Origin of the sequence: Achromobacter sp. GD03932, assembly GCF_029839485.1 — a bacterium.
GTDB lineage: Bacteria > Pseudomonadota > Gammaproteobacteria > Burkholderiales > Burkholderiaceae_B > Achromobacter > Achromobacter bronchisepticus_A.
Genome location: NZ_JAOCAT010000015.1, coordinates 114,097 through 129,636 on the forward strand (window position 1 = coordinate 114,097; position 15,540 = coordinate 129,636).

General features: G+C 65.4%; 16 protein-coding genes. 14 read left to right on the plus strand and 2 right to left on the minus strand.

The genetic code is table 11. The annotated features are described in order from the left end of the window. The first annotated feature begins 9 nt into the window (after positions 1 to 9). The 10 genes from N5C88_RS15840 (at position 10) to N5C88_RS15885 (ending at position 11,183) form a co-directional block, all read left to right on the plus strand. The gene (locus tag N5C88_RS15840; RefSeq protein WP_280015737.1) at positions 10 to 1,644 is read left to right on the plus strand and encodes a GMC family oxidoreductase N-terminal domain-containing protein; all 1,635 of its coding nucleotides are present in this window, start codon (positions 10 to 12) and stop codon (positions 1,642 to 1,644) included. A gap of 43 nt (positions 1,645 to 1,687) precedes the next feature. Further along, positions 1,688 to 2,890 (plus strand): ABC transporter substrate-binding protein, encoded by a 1,203-nt coding sequence (locus tag N5C88_RS15845; protein ID WP_280015738.1) that lies wholly within the window; start codon positions 1,688 to 1,690, stop codon positions 2,888 to 2,890. 78 nt (positions 2,891 to 2,968) lie between these two features. Then, entirely contained in the window at positions 2,969 to 3,883 is a 915-nt protein-coding gene (locus N5C88_RS15850) for a branched-chain amino acid ABC transporter permease (RefSeq protein WP_118931661.1), read from the plus strand. Continuing rightward, positions 3,880 to 5,646, plus strand: a complete 1,767-nt coding sequence (locus N5C88_RS15855) for a branched-chain amino acid ABC transporter ATP-binding protein/permease (protein ID WP_059378048.1) — start codon at positions 3,880 to 3,882, stop codon at positions 5,644 to 5,646. Before N5C88_RS15850 ends, N5C88_RS15855 begins: the two co-directional genes overlap by 4 nt. Positions 5,647 to 5,655: 9 nt before the next feature. Then, a complete protein-coding gene (locus tag N5C88_RS15860) occupies positions 5,656 to 6,378 on the plus strand; it encodes an ABC transporter ATP-binding protein (protein WP_280015739.1) in 723 nt (240 codons plus the stop codon). A 10-nt stretch (positions 6,379 to 6,388) separates the two neighbouring features. Further along, positions 6,389 to 7,579 carry a CoA transferase gene (locus N5C88_RS15865; RefSeq protein ID WP_280015740.1) on the plus strand — a complete coding sequence of 397 codons (1,191 nt, stop codon included), beginning with the start codon at positions 6,389 to 6,391 and terminating at the stop codon, positions 7,577 to 7,579. Between the two features lie 11 nt (positions 7,580 to 7,590). Then, entirely contained in the window at positions 7,591 to 8,544 is a 954-nt protein-coding gene (locus N5C88_RS15870; RefSeq protein ID WP_059378042.1) for a hydroxymethylglutaryl-CoA lyase, read from the plus strand. Positions 8,545 to 8,614: 70 nt separating this feature from the next. Then, a complete protein-coding gene (gene otnI / locus N5C88_RS15875; RefSeq protein ID WP_280015741.1) occupies positions 8,615 to 9,400 on the plus strand; it encodes a 2-oxo-tetronate isomerase in 786 nt (261 codons plus the stop codon). A gap of 112 nt (positions 9,401 to 9,512) precedes the next feature. Continuing rightward, on the plus strand, positions 9,513 to 10,493 hold the full coding sequence (locus N5C88_RS15880; RefSeq protein WP_059378039.1) for a tripartite tricarboxylate transporter substrate binding protein: 981 nt from the start codon (positions 9,513 to 9,515) through the stop codon (positions 10,491 to 10,493). A 114-nt stretch (positions 10,494 to 10,607) separates the two neighbouring features. After that, positions 10,608 to 11,183: a hypothetical protein gene (locus N5C88_RS15885; RefSeq protein WP_280015742.1), complete on the plus strand. Its 576-nt coding sequence runs from the start codon at positions 10,608 to 10,610 to the stop codon at positions 11,181 to 11,183. A gap of 37 nt (positions 11,184 to 11,220) precedes the next feature. On the opposite strand, the gene N5C88_RS15890 is transcribed toward N5C88_RS15885, so the two are convergent. Both N5C88_RS15890 and N5C88_RS15895 read right to left on the minus strand, forming a co-directional pair. After that, positions 11,221 to 12,126, minus strand: coding sequence for a DMT family transporter (locus N5C88_RS15890; protein ID WP_088143173.1), 906 nt, complete (start codon positions 12,124 to 12,126; stop codon positions 11,221 to 11,223). A 43-nt stretch (positions 12,127 to 12,169) separates the two neighbouring features. Beyond that, positions 12,170 to 12,814: a LysE family translocator gene (locus N5C88_RS15895; protein WP_118931668.1), complete on the minus strand. Its 645-nt coding sequence runs from the start codon at positions 12,812 to 12,814 to the stop codon at positions 12,170 to 12,172. Between the two features lie 194 nt (positions 12,815 to 13,008). On the opposite strand from N5C88_RS15895, the gene N5C88_RS15900 reads away from it, so the two are divergent. The 4 genes from N5C88_RS15900 (at position 13,009) to N5C88_RS15915 (ending at position 15,196) form a co-directional block, all read left to right on the plus strand. Continuing rightward, entirely contained in the window at positions 13,009 to 13,470 is a 462-nt protein-coding gene (locus N5C88_RS15900) for an Lrp/AsnC family transcriptional regulator (protein WP_280015743.1), read from the plus strand. 117 nt (positions 13,471 to 13,587) lie between these two features. After that, on the plus strand, positions 13,588 to 14,115 hold the full coding sequence (locus N5C88_RS15905; RefSeq protein WP_280015744.1) for a DUF4142 domain-containing protein: 528 nt from the start codon (positions 13,588 to 13,590) through the stop codon (positions 14,113 to 14,115). After that, positions 14,108 to 14,482, plus strand: coding sequence for a cupredoxin family copper-binding protein (locus N5C88_RS15910; RefSeq protein WP_240633189.1), 375 nt, complete (start codon positions 14,108 to 14,110; stop codon positions 14,480 to 14,482). The genes N5C88_RS15905 and N5C88_RS15910 overlap by 8 nt, the downstream gene beginning before the upstream one ends. Before the next feature lie 21 nt (positions 14,483 to 14,503). Beyond that, positions 14,504 to 15,196, plus strand: coding sequence for an RNA polymerase sigma factor (locus N5C88_RS15915; RefSeq protein ID WP_280015746.1), 693 nt, complete (start codon positions 14,504 to 14,506; stop codon positions 15,194 to 15,196). Positions 15,197 to 15,540 lie beyond the last annotated feature (344 nt).

Consider the following 15,540-nt stretch of genomic DNA (forward strand, 5'->3'; position numbering starts at 1 on the left):
ATTCCAGACATGAGCCAAGCACAGCAGCCCTCCCTCCGCGACGCGGATCAGTTCGATTATGTGATCGTGGGATCCGGCGCGGCCGGTTCCATCCTGGCCAACCGCCTGAGCGCGGACGGCTCGACGGTCTGCGTGCTGGAGGCCGGCCCGCCGGACCGCAGTCCCTACCTGCACATACCCGCAGGCTTCATCAAGGCGGTATTCAACAAGAAGTACGCCTGGCAGTTTTCCAGCGAAGGTACGGCGCAGACCAACGGACGGCGCGTGCCGATTCCGCAGGGCCGAACCCTGGGCGGGTCGACTTCCATCAACGGCCTGGTCTACAACCGCGGCCAGGCGGCCGACTTCGACCACTGGGCCGCGCTGGGCAACAGCGGCTGGTCCTACGACGAAGTGCTGCCGTACTTCAAGTCCATGGAACGGCGCGTGGGCGGCGACGACCGCTACCGCGGCCGCAAGGGCGAGCTGCCGGTCACGGACATAGACTGGATCCATCCGCTTTGCGAGGCCTTCATTGCCGGCGCGGTGGAACAGGGCATCCCGCGCAACCCCGATTACAACGGCGCGGATCAGGCCGGCGTGGGCTACTTCCAGCGCACCATCGACCGCGGTTGGCGCATGAGCACGGCCAAGTGCTTCCTCAAGCCCGCCATGGGCCGCAAGAACCTGGAAGTGCGTACCTACGCGCAGGCGACGCGCATCCTGTTCGATGGCGGCAAAGCTGCCGGCGTGGCCTATTGCCACCCGGCGCATCCTTCGCAGATCCGCGCGGTGCGTGCTCGTCGGGAAGTGATCGTGTCCTGCGGCGCGATCAACACGCCCAAGCTGCTGCAGCTGTCGGGCCTGGGGCCGGCGGACCTGCTGCGCCAGCACAATATCGACGTGGTGTGCGATCTGCCGGGCGTGGGCGAGAACCTGAGTGACCATTATTCGGTGCGGGTCGTGGCGCGCGTGAAGAACAGCCAGACCATGAACCAGCTGGTCAAGGGTCTGAGCCTGGCCGGCCAGATCAGCCGCTGGATGATGAAGCGTCCCAGCATCATGGCCCTGAGTCCGTCGCTGCTGCATTACTTCTGGAAGTCCACGCCTGACCTCGTCTTGCCCGACCTGCAGGGCGTGTTCACGCCGGCCAGCTACAAGGAAGGCTATGTGGGCATGCTGGATGACTTCCCCGGCATGACAGCGGGCGTCTGGCAGCACCGGCCCGAAAGCCGCGGCCAGGTGCGCATCCGTTCGGCGGACCCGCTGCAGGACCCCGTGATCCTGGCCAACTACCTGGAGAACGAGCGCGACCAGATGACGTTGGTGCGCGGTATCCGGCTGGCGCGCCAGCTGTTGCGTTCACAGGCTCTGGCGCCTTACTTCGACAGCGAGGTGCTGCCCGGCCCGCTGTGCGAATCCGATTCCGAATTGCTGGACTTCGCGCGCCGCTATGGCGTGTCGTCTTATCACGTCAACGGCACGGCCCGCATGGGCCAGGCCGATGACAAGTACGCGGTGGTCGACCCCCAGCTGCGGGTGCACGGCGTGGGCAATCTGCGCGTCATCGACTCCTCGGTGATGCCGGCCATGCCGTCGGCCAATATCTGCGCGGCCACCATGATGATCGGCAACAAGGCCGCCGACCTCCTCAAACAATCCTGAATTGCCAATCAGCGGTCACCAGAGTGATCCAGAAGGAGACAAGATGTACTTCAAATATTTCCCCAAGACCATGAAATCCCTGCTGCTGGCGGCGGCGTTGGCGGGCGCCAGCGGCGCCGCGCTGGCCGACGACATCAAGATCGGCTTCAACAGCGACATGTCGGCCACTGGCTCGGCGGACTTCGGCATTTCGGCCCTGGCCGGCGCGCGCCAGGCGGCCGACGAGCTGAACGCGGCCGGCGGCGTGCTGGGCAAGAAGATCGTCATCGTTGAGCGCGACGACGTGGGCGCGCCGCCCAAGGCCATCCAGAACACCAACGAACTGGTCGACAACGTCAAGGTCAACGCCATGCTGGGCGGGGTCAACTCCGGCAATATGCTGGCCTGGCTGCATCTGGTGCAGCAGAAGAAGATCCCGACGATCTCGCCCGTGGCCACTGCCACCGACATCACCGGCCGCTACGCCAAGTCGCCACCCAACTACGTGTTCCGCGTGTCCATGCGCGATCGCGACCAAATCGCGTTGCTGGCGGCCTACGCCGCCCGCGCCAGCAAGAACGGCAAGGTCGCCATCATTGCCGACACCACCGGCTACGGCCAGCAAGGCGCCAAGGACGCGGTCGAGATCCTGGCCCTGCACAAGATCACGCCCGTGGCCAACGAGAAGTTCGGTCCCAAGGACACGGACATGTCGTCGCAGCTGAACAAGATCAAGAGTTCGGGCGCCGATACGCTGATCGTCTATGCGCTGGCGGATTCGAACGCGCACGTCATGCGCAGCCTGGAGAAGATCAGCTACTTCCCGACCACGCTGGCCTCCTGGGCCAACCTGAGCTCGCCGTTCCTGCGCATCGCCGGTCCCGAGCTGGCCAGCAAGATGATCTTCACGGCGTCGATCACCGAAGACTCCTCGCCCGAGTCCAAGGCGCTGTATGACACGTTGATGAAGCGCGACGGCCGCGTGCCGACCTACGTCATGGCCGCGCAGGCGTATGACTCCGTCAAGCTCATCGCTGCCGCCATGGAGCAGGCCAAGTCGACCGAAGGCGAAGCCGTGCAGGCCGCGCTGCAGAACCTGGCCCAGGCCAAGGGCGTCATCAAGACCTACGAGAAGCCGTTCACCGCGGAAAACCACGAAGCCCTGTCGGTGAAGGACTTCCGCCTGGTGCGCTGGATCGACGGCAAGGTGGTGTCGGTGGATGACGAATACACCCGCGCGATCAAGCCGGAAGACCTGAAGCTGTAAGACGGCGCGGCAACGAGAAAGATCTCTCCCCGGTGCGCCGCGGCGCGCCGGGGAGTCGTCAATAGGGGGGCATCCAGCATGCAAATACTACAAGCCATCTTGAGCGGGTTGGCCATGGGCAGCGTCTATGCCCTGGTCGCATTCGGGTTCAGCATCACGTACACCACGACCAAGACCTTCAACTTCGGACAGGGTGCGTTCCTGGCGCTGGCCGGCCTGATCGGCATCAGCGCCATCCTGCTGGTCAGCCAGGGCAAGCTGATCGGCTTTCCAAATCCGGAGGACGTGACCTGGGGCACGTTCCTGTTCGCCCTGCTGGCCGCCATGCTGGTCCTGAGCTTGCTGGGGTACGTGCTCTACATCACCGCCATCCGCCACTTCGTGGGCGAGGCGGGCCTGTCCTGGGTGATGAGCACCATCGGCTTTGGCATCATCATCCAGAACCTGGCGCTGCTGGTCTGGGGACCGGCGCCGATAGCAGTGGCTTCGCCGCTGGGCGAGGGCATCATCACGGTCCTGGGGACCGGCGTGCGGCCGCAGGAGATCCTGGTTTTCGGCACCACGCTGGCGCTGATGATCGTGTTCGATTGGGTCTTGCACAAGACCAAGATGGGCAAGGCAGTGCGCGCGGTGGCGTTCAGCAAGACCGCCGCGAGCTTGATGGGCATTAATGCCAACGCGGTGGCGATCGCCGTGTTCGCGATCAGTTCGGCGTTGGCCGCGATTGCCGGCGTGATGGTGGCGCCGATTGCGACCGCCTCGGTATTCGTGGGCACGCTGTTGTCGCTCAAGGCCTTTTCGGCCGCGATCCTGGGCGGGCTGGAGAATCCGCGCGGCTGCATTTTTGGCGGCTTTCTGATCGGGTTGCTGGAATCGCTGATCGGCCTCTGGTATTCGAACCTGCGCGAAATCGCCGTGTTCGCGCTGATCATCGTGGTGCTGTATTTCCGCCCGGCCGGCATCCTCGGCCGCGTGCACGCGGAGAAAGTATGAAGCTCTCCAAGATTCTCATTCCGCTGGTCATCGCGGCGCTTGCCATCGGCTACGCCTATTCGGGCCTGAATGACTTCTATCTGTTGATCCTGTTCAACATCGGGGTCTATTACATCGCTGCCACCGGTTTCAACATCCTGGTCGGCCAGACCGGCCAGAAATCGCTGGGCCATGCCGGCCTGTTCGGCGTGGGCGCCTATACGGTGGCGCTCCTGACCGTGAATTACCAGGTCGATCCCTGGCTGGCGCTGGGCTGCGCCGCGGTTGTGTCCGCGGTCTTCGGCGTGGTGATCGCCATCCCGGCGCTGAAGGTCAAGGGGCCGAGCCTGGCGATGGTGACCATCGCCTTCGGCCTGCTGATCGAGAAGATCGTGTCCGAATGGACCGACGTGTTCAAGGGCCAGGAAGGCTTCTACGGCATCACCGGCCTGACCTTCGGCGGCGCCACGCTGGACAGCCGCCAGTGGGTGGTGGTGGTCGTGGTGCTGGGCCTGGCGCTGCACGCCATGACCTCGCTGCTGTTGAACGGCCGTTTCGGCCGCGGCTTTGCCGCGGTGCGCACCTCTGAAATTGCGGCCGAGAGCGTGGGCATCAGCGTCTACCGCTTCAAGATCCTGGCCTTCGCCATCAGCGCCATCACCTGCGGCATCGCGGGCGGCCTGGTGGCGCAGCAGAACCAGTACATCAATTCGGACTTCGTCAATTTCAACTTGTCGGTGTTTTTCCTGGTGCTGGTGCTGTTCGGCGGCCGTACGCCGGCGGGCTCCTTCCTGGGCGCCGTGGTGCTGACGGTGATCGACGCCATGCTGGCGCGCTGGCCGGAAGTGCAGCATTTCGCCTACGGCCTGATCCTGCTGTTCGCGCTGTACGCCATGCCGGAAGGACTGGCTGGCCTGTTGGCCAAGGTGCTGCCCAAGCGCGGCCAGCGCGAGGCGCTGGCCGCCGAGGCGGGCGCGGCCGATTGGACGCCGGCGCCTCCTGCCGACCATGGCGGCGCGGCGTCCGGCTTCCTGGAAGTGAAGGACCTGTACAAGGCCTTCGGCGGCGTGGTGCCGACCAACAAGGTGTCGTTCTCGCTGGAGCGCGGTTCCGTCGTGTCGCTGATCGGTCCCAACGGCGCCGGCAAGACCACCACGCTGAACCTGCTGTCGGGCCTGGTGGCGCCGGACGCCGGCAGCATCCGCTTCAAGAACCGCCAGATGGTGGGCCTGTCGCCCAATGAGATTGCTGCGTCGGGCATCGGCCGCACGTTCCAGAACCTGAAGCTGTTCGACGGGCTGAGCGCCCTGCAGAACGTGATGGTGGGCTTCTATCGGGTGCAGCAATCCAGCTTCTTCTCCAACCTGCTGGGCCTGCCCGGCAGCCTGGCGGAAGAGCGACGCATCCGCCGCCAGGCCTACGCCATCCTCAAGTTCTTCGAACTGGACCGCTACGCGGACGAGGCCGCCAACAGCCTGCCCTACGGCCTGCAACGCCGCCTGGAAATCGCCCGCGCGGTGGCGGCCATGCCGGACCTGTTGCTGCTGGACGAGCCTGCCGCCGGCCTGAATCCCGCAGAAACCGACCAGCTGACGGACCTGATCGTGAAGCTGAAGAACATGGGCCTGACCATCCTGTTGATCGAGCATCACATGGATCTGGTCATGGCGATTTCCGACCATATCGTGGTGCTGGATTACGGCGTGAAGATCGCCTCAGGCCTGCCGAACCACATCCAGGAGAATCCGAAAGTCATCGAAGCCTACCTGGGCGCGCCGGCATAGGAGACCGCAATGAGCCGTTTACTCGACATCAAGAACCTGGCGGTCAGCTATGGCGCCGTCAATGCCCTGAAGCAGGTGTCGCTGCATGTGGACACGAACGAGATCGTGACCATCATCGGCGGCAACGGCGCGGGCAAGAGCACCATGATGCGCGCGCTGTCGGGCATCGAGAAATCCACCGGCGACATTGCGTTCGCCGGGCAGGACTTGGGCGGAATCAGCGCGCACAAGCGCGTAGGGCTGGGTATCGCCCACGTGCCGGAAGGGCGCCAGGTGTTCCCCGACCAAACCGTCTACGACAACCTGATGCTGGGCGCGTTCCTGCGCAAGGAGCCGCCCGCTGAACTGGCCGCGCAGATCGAGCAGTGCTTTGCGATGTTCCCGCGGCTGAAAGAGCGCCGCGCGCAGTACGCGGGCACGCTTTCTGGCGGCGAACAGCAGATGCTGGCCATCTGCCGGGCCCTGATGAGCAAGCCGCGCATCCTGATGCTGGACGAGCCGTCGCTCGGACTGGCGCCGCTGATCGTGGCCGAGATCTTCAAGATCATCAAGTCGTTGAAAGAGCGCGGCATGACGATCCTGCTGGTCGAGCAGATGGCCAACCAGGCGTTGGCTATCTCCGACCGCGCATATGTCCTGGAAGTGGGCTCCATTGTGATGGAGGGCACGGGCCAGGAGTTGTTGGCCAGCGAGCGCGTGCGCGAGGCCTATCTGGGCAAACACAAGAGCTGACGAGGCAATCATGTCATCCAAACCATTGAGCGGTATCCGAGTGCTGGAGTTGGGCCAGCTGATCGCCGGACCGTTCGCCGCCAAGATGCTGGGCGAATTCGGCGCCGAGGTCATCAAGATCGAACCGCCCGGCAAGGGCGACCCGCTGCGCAACTGGCGCCTGATTCACGACGGCACTTCCGTCTGGTGGCAGGTGCAGTCGCGCAACAAGAAATCGGTCAGCCTGGACCTGCGCAAGCCCGAAGCGCAGGACCTGATCCGAGCCTTGGTCAAGGACATCGACGTGGTGGTCGAGAACTTCAAGCCCGGCACCATGGAAGGTTGGGGCCTGGGCTGGGAAGAACTGCGCGCCATCAACCCGCGGCTGGTGATGCTGCGCGTGTCTGGCTACGGTCAGACCGGTCCGTACCGCGATCTGCCCGGATTCGGCGCTATCGGCGAGGCCATGGGCGGACTGCGCCACCTGAGCGGCGAGCCCGACCGCACGCCGGTGCGCGTGGGCGTGTCCATCGGCGATTCGTTGTCAGCGTTGCACGGCGTCATCGGCATCCTGCTGGCGCTGCGCGCGCGCGACCAGAATGGCACGGGCCAGATGATCGACGTGGCGTTGTATGAATCCGTCTTCAACATGATGGAGAGCCTGCTGCCCGAGTATTCGGTGTTCGGCGAGATCCGCCAGCCGGCCGGCAGCAGCCTGCCGGGCATCGCGCCCAGCAATGCTTACCGCTGTCAGGACAACAAGTACGTGCTGATTGCCGGCAATGGCGACAGCATCTTCAAGCGCCTGATGGGCGTGATCGGCCGGCCCGACCTGGCCGAAGCGCCGGAACTGGCAAACAACGCCGGACGCGTGAAGCACGTGGTCATGCTGGACGACGCGATTTCGCAATGGACCGGACAGCATCCGCTGGACCTGGTGCTGGAGCGCCTGAATGACGGGCAGATTCCCGCGGGCAAGATCTATGACGTGGCCGACATCGCGGCCGACCCGCATTACCAGGCGCGCGGCATGATCCTGGACGGCGCGCTGCCCGACGGCACGCCCGTGCAGGTGCCGGGCATCGTGCCCAAGCTGTCGGAAACCCCGGGCGAAGTGCGCAGCCCGGCGCCCGCCCTGGGCCAGGACACCGACGAGGTGCTGACTGGCCTGGGCATCGGCGAGACGCAGCGCCAGGACTGGCGCACGCGCGGCATCATCTGAGGATAGCGGCCATGAATATGACCAACCCCGAAACCACTGCCAGCCGCCCGCGGCTGTACATCCAGGAAGTCGCGCCGCGCGACGGCTTCCAGAACGAAAAGCAGTTCATCGAAACGCAGGACAAGATCGCCTTCATCAACCGGCTGTCCGCCAGCGGATTCGCCAAGATCGAAGCTACGTCGTTTACGTCGCCCAAGGCCATTCCGGCCCTGCGCGACGCCGAGATCGTGATGCACGAGATCGAGCGCAATCCGGACGTCGTCTACACGGTGCTGGTGCCTAACGTGCGCGGCGCGCAGCGGGCGCTGGAGTGCAAGGTGGACGAGGTCAATCTGGTGATGTCGGTCAGCGAGACCCATAACCGCGCCAACCTGCGCATGACGCGGGAGCAGTCGTTCGAGCAATTGAGCGATGTGGTCAATGCGGTGCGCGGCAGCCGCGTCGCCATCAACGTGTCGCTGTCCACCGTGTTCGGTTGCCCCATGGAAGGCGACATCAATGCCTTCGAGGTGTTCGAACTGGTGGGGCGCTTCGCGGCGTTAGGCGTGGACGGGGTGACGCTGTGCGATACCACCGGCATGGCCTTTCCCACGCAGGTCGGCAAGATCGGGCGCGAGGTTCGCAAGCTGTTCCCGGGATTGATCACCACCATGCACTTCCACAATACGCGCGGCATGGCGCTGGCCAATACGCTGATGGCCATCGAGGCGGGCATCGACCGCTTCGACGCGTCGCTGGGCGGGTTGGGCGGCTGCCCCTACGCGCCTGGCGCCAGCGGCAACGTCTGCACTGAAGAACTGGTGCACATGCTGGAACTGATGGGCTATGACACCGGCGTGGACCTGGACGCCATACTTGGCGTATCGGCGACCTTGCCCGCGCTGGTGGGGCACGACATTCCCAGCCAGCTGCTCAAGGCGGGACCGCGGCTGACCCTGCACCCGGCGCCGGACTTCGGCGCCTAGCGCCGCGGCGATGGCGGGGCGGGCGGTTGTGCTAATTTCCATGCATGCCGCCCGGTCCGGAGCCTCCGCCATGTTGAAGTTCGCCGCCAATCTTTCGATGATGTACACGGAACACGCGTTCCTGGACCGCTACGCGGCCGCCGCGGCGGACGGGTACGCCGGCGTGGAATGCATGTTTCCCTACGAGGCCCCGGCCGCCTTCGTGCGCGAGCGCATGGACGCGGCCGGCGTGACGCAGGTGCTCTTCAACGCGCCGCCTGGCGTGGCCGCTCGCGGCGATCGCGGACTGGCCGCGCAGCCGGGCCGGCAGGCGGAATTCCAGGCGGGCATTGAACAGGCGCTGTCCTACGCCACGGCGCTGGCCTGTCCGAATCTCCATGTGATGGCGGGGCTGGTCCAGCCCGGCGCGGCGCGCGAGGCCATGCTGGACTGCTATAGCGAGAACCTGGACTGGGCCGCGCGCCAGGCGCGCTCGGCCGGGGTCACCGTGCTGATCGAACCCATCAATACCCGCGACATACCCGGCTATTTCCTGAACCGCCAGGACGAGGCGCATGCCGTGGTGCAGGCGGTCAATGCGTCCAACCTTAAAGTGCAGATGGATCTCTACCACTGCCAGATCGTCGAGGGCGACGTCACCATGAAGCTGCGCGAATACCTGCCTACCGGGCGGGTCGGCCATCTGCAGATTGCCGGCGTGCCGCTGCGCCAGGAGCCCGACCGCGGCGAACTGGACTATGGCTGGGTGTTCAACGTGCTGCGCGAACTGGAATACGGCGGCTGGATAGGCTGCGAGTATCGGCCGGCCGCCGGCACGTCGACGGGCCTGCGCTGGCTTGCCGCCGCGCGCACCTGACCCGTGCCGCGTCCACGGACTTCGGGTTTCTCCCGTGGTGTGTACCTGCGTGCCGGGCCCGATAATAAATCATTAATATGTTAAATAAATAAGCAGGCGAGGAGAGCGCGTCATGTTCAAAGGCACACTGCATCGCGCCTTGCTGGCCGCGGTGCTGGCAGGGGCTGCGATCGTCCCGGGCCAGGCTGCGGCGGCAGGGTTTCCCGATCATCCGATCCGCTGGCTGGTGCCGTTCAGCGCGGGCGGGGGCAGCGACATCGCCACCCGCATCGTCGCCAAGCATGTGGGTGACGCGCTGGGACAGCCGGTGGTGGTGGAAAATCGTCCGGGCGCGGCCACCATCGTTGCCGCGCAGGAAACCGCCCGCGCGGCGCCTGATGGCTACACCCTGCTGACGGCCGGCATGAGCACGCTGGCGCTGAACCCCTGGCTGTACCAGAAGCTGCCCTACGATCCGGGGAAGGACCTGACCCCGGTTTCCACGCTGGTGTCGCTGCCCATTGTGCTGGTGGTGTCGCCCGATTCCCGGATGCATACGCTGGCCGACGTGAAGGCTTACCTCAAGCGCGATCAGCCGGGCAGCTATGCGTCCCTGGGCGTGGGCAGCCCCCATCACCTGGCCATGGAGCTGTTCCTGGATACCGTCCAGGGCCGCGCCACGGCCATTCCCTACAAGGGCACGCCGCCCGCCCTGCAGGACGTGGCTTCCGGCGTGGTGCCGATGATGATGGCCGACCTGGCCGCCGCCCGGCCCTTGATCCAGGCGGGCAAGCTGCGCGCCATTGCGGTGCCGGCGGCGCAGCGTTCCGGGCAATTGCCGCAGGTGCCGACCTTCGCCGAGGCGGGTGGTCCGGCGTTCGAGGCGGCCGCCTGGCAGGGCGTGGTGGCACCCGCTGGCACGCCAGCGCCAGTGGTGGAGAAGCTCAGCCTGGCCATCGCGCAGGCCTTGCGTTCGCCGGAGGTGGCCGAGCAGTTGAAGCTGCAGGGCATGGAACCCACGGGCAGCACGCCGCAGGCCTTCGCGGACTATGCGCGCAAGGAATACGAGCGCTGGGGGGCGGTGATCCGGAGCAAGAACATTTCCGCCAACTGACGGCGGCCGGTAACAGCCGCCGCAAGGTGTAACCGGCGCGCGCGCGCGCAGGCGGCGCGGGCGTACGATAAAGACACGTACATCCTGCCCGGCAGCCCGGGCAAGGAGCACATCATGTCTCTGATCGTAGCAGCCCGGTTCGAGGGTTTCGAAGCGGCGAACGCCGCGGCCGAGCGCCTGTCCGCCAGCGGTTTTCCCGACTGGGACATCAATACGTTTTACGTCAATCCGGCCGGCGAGCATGGCCGCTACCCCTTGGGCGGCGACCGCCACTCCGACCCGGACTCGGGACGCGCCGACATCGGCGCATTTCTGGGCGCGGGCGGGGTGGGCGCAGGTTTTGCGGTGTTTGGCGGGTTCGTGATGTCCGAGATCAGCGATTCCACGCCGCTGATCCTGGCCGCGGCCGGCGTCGGCGCCTATCTGGGATCGCTCTTTGGCGCCCTTTGGGTGACGGGCCACGGCAGCACCCAGCATGGCCATTTCAATCCCGATTCCCATGCCGAGATCCGGCAGGCCGGCGTGATGGTCGCGGTACGCACGCGGCCGCAGCGCGAAATGCTGGCATGCCGCGTCCTGCGCGATGCCGGCGGCGTGGACGTGGAACACGCCAACGGCCGCTGGCGCAACAACCACTGGGAAGACTTCGACCCGCTGGCGCCGCCCCAGCGCGAGATCGGATTCGGCTGAAGCGGCCCTTGGCCACGGCGGCGGCGCGCGTCCGCGCTCAGTCCGGCGCGGGCGTGGGGGCGGTATTTTGCCGCCGGGCGGTCGCCGCGCAGCCTGCGGAAGCGACGATGATCCCGCAGATGGCCAGCCATTGCGTCTGCGACAGTTGCTCGTTCAACACGATCACGCCAGCCAGCGCGCCCATGGCGGGTTCCATGCTGAGCAGCACGCCGAAGGTCTTCTGCGGCAGGCGGCGCAGCGCCACCATTTCCAGCGAATAGGGCAAGGCGCTGGACAGCACGCCCACCGCGATGCCGGCCAGGATCAGGGTCGGGTCCAGCAGGGCCGTGCCGGCGTGCGCAGCGCCTATGGGCAGCGCCACCAGCGTTGCCGCGGTCAGTCCCAGCGAGGTGGCCTGTCCGCCATGCACGTTGCCGGCCATCTTGCCGAAGATGATGTAGAGCGCCCAGCACACCGCCGCGCCCAGCGCAAAGGCGATGCCGACGGGATCCAGGTCATGCACCGATTGCCCAGTGGGAATCAGCAGCACCAGCCCGGCGATGGCGCAGCCGATCCAGACGAAGTCGATGGCGCGCCGCGACAGCGCCACCGCCAGGGTCAGCGGGCCGATGAATTCGATGGCGATGGCCACGCCCAGCGGCAGCGTGCGCAAGGCCATGTAGAACAGCAGGTTCATGCAGGCCAGCGTCACGCCGTACAGCGCGATCTTGGCCGCGGCCTGGCGCGTCAGCGGAAAGCGCCACGGGCGCCAGATCGCCACCAGGATCAGCGCGCCGATGGCGATGCGGTAGGCGGTGGTGCCCTGCGCGCCCACCATCGGGAAGAGCGACTTGGCGAACGACGTGCCAACGCATAGCGAGGCCATCGCGCCGATCAACGACAGGATGGGGAGCAGGGTGGAGGACGACGCGTTGCGTCCGGTGTTCAGGGTTGCGGCGGTCATGGCAATGGCGGAAAGGCTGGATACGTACAGGACGGCGGGCGGCTCAGGGCGTCAGATTTGCGGCGGTGGAGTAAAGCACATACAGCGCCAGGCCGAGCATGACGGCGCCCAGCAGGCCTTGCTGCATGCGCAGGAACCAGGGATTGCGCCCCACCCAGCCGCGGATGCGGGAAGCGCCGTAGGCGAAGAAACTGCCGTAGGGCAGGCTCAAGACTTTCATCGTCACGCCCAGCACCAGCATCTGGATCCACACCGGCCCATTGTCCGGCGTGGTGAACTGCGGCAGGAAGGCGATCATGAACAACAGCACCTTGGGGTTCAGCAGATTGGTCGTGAAGCCCTGCCAGAAGGCGTCGCGCGCATCCCCGGGGCGCGCGGCCAGCGATACGTCGGCCGAGCGCGCGCAGCGGACGATGGCCTTGACGCCCAGGTAGCCCAGGTACATGCCGCCGGCCGCCTTGATCCCCATGAACAGCGACGGGAACGCCTGCAGCACCGAGGCCAGGCCCAGCACCACCGCCGGCACCTGGATGAATCCGGCGGCGACGTTGCCCAGGACGCTATGGAAGGCGGGCCGGAACCCCTGCGTCATGCCCCGGGAAAGGGTCAGCGCCATATCGGGGCCGGGCGTGAGTTTGAGCGCCGCGTCGGCAGCGAGGAACAGCAGGAAAAGCTGGAGTGACGGCATGATACGGGGGGGACGGACGTACCCGCGGCGCGGGCAGAGGGCTCCCAGTGTAAGCAAGCCTGCTGAATAATTCCTGCATCGCGGGACGCGGAAATGAAGTTTCCCGTCAAAATGGGGCCGGATTCCGGCGCGGCCGGGCTTAGAATCTGTTGGCGAGCCCTTTCCAGCCCGTTTCCAGCCGTTCCGAGACCCTTATGGAACTAGACGATTTTGACCTTCAGATCCTGCAAAGCCTGCAGGAAGACAACCAGCGCACCAGCCAGGAAGTCGCGCAGCGCGTGAACCTGTCGCCGGTGTCCTGCCTGCGCCGCATGAAGCGGCTGCGCGAATCCAAGGTGGTGCTGGGGGACGTTTCCGTGGTCGATCCGGTCGCCGTGGGCCGCGGCATCATGATGGTCGTGCTGGTGACGCTGGAAAGCGAACGCGCCGACAAGCTCGACCAGTTCAAGCGCGCCATGCAGTCCGCGCCGGAAATCATGCAGTGCCTGTCGGTGACGGGCGAGGTGGACTTCGTCCTGACCATCACCATGCGCGACATGGCCGAATACGAGGCCTTCGCCCAGCGCAATTTCTGGGGCAATCCCAACGTCAAGCGCTTTTCCACGCTGGTGGTGCTGAACCGCGCCAAGTACGGCATGGCGGTGCCGGTGGGCTGATTCCCCCCCGTGCAGTCCGCGCCGGAACGCGGCGCGTTTTCGCGACATCCAACCCCATAAGCAGGCAAGGTTCCTGGCCATTCCGGCCGCGCCTGCATTCATGGTTTGGGGGATGAGATGAAAGCGATTCAAGCAAGATGGTTCTATGCGCTGGCCCTGGTGAGCTGCGGCGTGTTTGCCCATGGCAACGGGCCGACGGATCCGCAGATCGCGGCCATAGTCGTGGTTGCCAACCAGGTCGACATCGACGCCGGCAAACTGGCGCAGGACAAGACCGGCAACAAGGATGTGCGCGAGTTCGCCGCGTTGATGGTGACCGACCATGGCGCCGTCAACCAGTCGGCCGGCGAACTGGTGCAAAAGCTGAAGGTCACGCCCGAACCCAATCCGACCAGCGACAACCTGCAGCAAGGCGGCGACAAGAACCTCGCCGCGCTCAAGGGCATGAGCGGCGCCGCGTTCGACAAGGCTTATGTGGATCACGAGGTGGCCTATCACGAGGCCGTGATCCAGGCGTTGGATACGACCCTGATTCCGGGCGCGACCAACGCGGAGTTGAAGGCCTTGCTGGTCAAGGTGCGGCCGGCGTTCATCGCGCACCTGGAGCATGCCAAATCCCTGCAAAAGAGGCTCAACGGTGGCTGAAAGAACGATCCCCGGCGCGCGCGGGTCCGGACGCGCAAGTCTGGCCGCGCTGGCTGCGGGCCTGTTGCTGGCGGGCGGGTTGGCCACCGCCCAACAGATCCCGCCCGCCACTCAGCAGGCCGAACATGTGGTGACCATCGAAGGGATGCAGTTCACGCCTGCGACGCTGACGCTGAAGCCGGGCGAAAAGGTTACTTGGATCAACAAGGACCTGGTCCCGCATACCGCCTCCGCAGTATCCAAGGCGTTCGACTCAGGGGTTATCGCAGCCGGCGCCTCATGGACCTACACTGTGCGGGAGGCGGGCAGCAGCGCCTATGTCTGCCTGTTCCATCCGACGATGCAGGGCACGTTGATTGCGCAATGACGCATGGCGGAGGTCAGACCCATGACTGCACTTGCGGCGCTGGCGGCACCGCTGGCCGAAGATGAAGACCTGGCGCTCGCGCATCGTATCGTTGCGGGCGAGCAGACCGCGTTCGAATTGATGATGCGGCGGCACAACCGGCGGCTCTACCGCCTGGCGCGAGCCACCCTGCGCAACGACGCCGACGCCGAGGATGCCTTGCAGGAAGCCTACCTGGCGGCATACCGGAACATGGCCGCGTTCCGCGGCGAATCGACGCTGTTCACCTGGCTGACGCGGCTCTTGCTCAACGAATGCTACGGCCGGCTGCGCAAGCACAGCCGGCGCGAGGCGCTGTTGCCCATCGCCGACGACATAGAGAAAGAGATTGATGCGATGACCATCAACGACTTCAACCCGCCTTACCACGCCGCTGCTCGAGCCGAGCTCAGGGGCCTGCTCGAAGCGCGGCTGGACGCCTTGCCGGTCTCGTTCCGGACCGTGTTCGTGCTGCGCTCGGTCGAGGAGCTTTCCGTCGAGGAAACGGCGCATTGCCTGGGCATCCCCGAAGCCACCGTCCGCAGCCGCCATTTCCGCGCCAACGCCTTGCTGCGCGAGGCGCTGGCGCGGGATGTGGGGGTGGTGGAGAAGAGCTTGTTTGAGTTCGATGGGGATGATTGCGACAGGGTGGTGGCGAGGACGCTGCAGCGGTTGGGCGAGTGTTCCGGAAACTAGGTAAATGTTGATATGTACCTGCATATAGGAACAACGCGTCTGAGCGCAGGCACCTTATAGGCCGAAAACGTCCCATACGCTGTTGTGTGCATCGTCGATGTAGAGCCAGAATTGCTGAAATCCGCAACGACGAGAGAAGCGTATGCAACCGGCGAAGCAAGGGCCCGTGTGTCAGTCTTATAGTGCAAGAATGGGCGTTTCCATTGCCGAGCCTCTAGGTATACTGCGCTTAACAACACCCGCCACACTTCAGGCCTGTGCACGAGCGCAGGCACAGTGCTCCCAGGGCGGGTTTCTCATTTCTGCGATGAATCGAGTTTGGCCAGTGCGAGCGCATTGACGTG